Raw genomic sequence first — 269 nt, forward strand, 5'->3', positions numbered from 1 at the left:
TATTCGAGCAACTTATATATTTGATCTTAATAACATTAAAGTACTAAATCAAATTAAAAAAATTTTATTATGAAAAATCTCAAGAAAATGTCAAGAAATGCACTAAAGATGATAACTGGAGGAGAGGTAATTTGTCCTATGCCAAGTGGCATACCCGCAATATGTCCTGGAAGTATATGTCCTGCTAATCCTTGTACAGCAGTACCTTATTGCAGAAGGGCAATTCAAGACTGCGGTCCTTCTGGAATTTTCTAAAAAACAATTCTTTA

At 32.7% G+C, this 269-nt stretch carries 1 protein-coding gene; it reads left to right on the forward strand.

Translation table 11 applies throughout. The features are described from left to right. Positions 1-69 precede the first annotated feature (69 nt). Positions 70-255, forward strand: a complete 186-nt coding sequence (locus tag SB752_RS32520; RefSeq protein ID WP_410700893.1) for a bacteriocin-like protein — start codon at positions 70-72, stop codon at positions 253-255. The last annotated feature ends 14 nt before the right edge of the window (positions 256-269 follow it).

The organism is Brevibacillus sp. SIMBA_040 (assembly GCF_046535075.1).
Taxonomy (GTDB): domain Bacteria; phylum Bacillota; class Bacilli; order Brevibacillales; family Brevibacillaceae; genus Brevibacillus.

What these genes read in the sequence shown, in the direction of transcription:
- SB752_RS32520 (WP_410700893.1), top strand. Translation starts at nt 70, where the DNA reads ATGAAAAATCTCAAGAAAATGTCAAGAAATGCACTAAAGATGATAACT.